Here is a 576-nt window from a genome sequence, read left to right on the forward strand (position 1 = left end):
GCCGCCGGGCCCAGACCCGGCGGCGGCCCTATACTCGACGGTCATGCCGACCGTCGATCCCGTCCTGCTGCTGTTGACCACCTGCCCGGACCGGGCCAGTGCCGAGCGCATCGCGCACGCGCTGGTCGGCGAGCGCCTGGCCGCGTGCGTGACCCGCCTTGATGGCGCGCAGTCCACCTACCGCTGGCAGGGCGAGGTGACCACCGATGCCGAGCTGCAGCTGCTGGTAAAGACCACCGAACACTACCTTCTCATTGTCCCCGTCCTTCACAACTTGTTTGAAATACAAGTCCACATAAGTGTTAGGAATGATACTATTACCTGAACTTGTTTCCAAATCAACGAGTAACGGGAATGCAACTTCTCCATCTTTCAAATTTAAAATTGCAGAGTCAGCTAACTCCTCTTTCTTTACTACTTTATTTTTAAAAAGATAGCTATTTTCGGTGATGGGCTGCCCATCATTTGTCCACTTACCTATAACCTCTTTTTTACTTACGCGTAATGCATTTGGAGGAACCCCATCACCAGGTAATGTTCGTTCCACTAGCATTTCTTCTTTAATCTCTGTATGCG

1 pseudogene is annotated in these 576 nt (G+C 52.3%); it reads left to right on the plus strand.

Features of this window, described 5'->3' with window-relative positions:
- Positions 1-43: 43 nt before the first annotated feature.
- A pseudogene (gene cutA, locus ABGA94_RS22210) lies at positions 44-238 on the plus strand (divalent-cation tolerance protein CutA); the annotation flags it as partial.
- Positions 239-576: the final 338 nt, after the last annotated feature.

The organism is Stenotrophomonas sp. 3diitr2024 (assembly GCF_042136455.1).
GTDB lineage: Bacteria > Pseudomonadota > Gammaproteobacteria > Xanthomonadales > Xanthomonadaceae > Stenotrophomonas > Stenotrophomonas sepilia.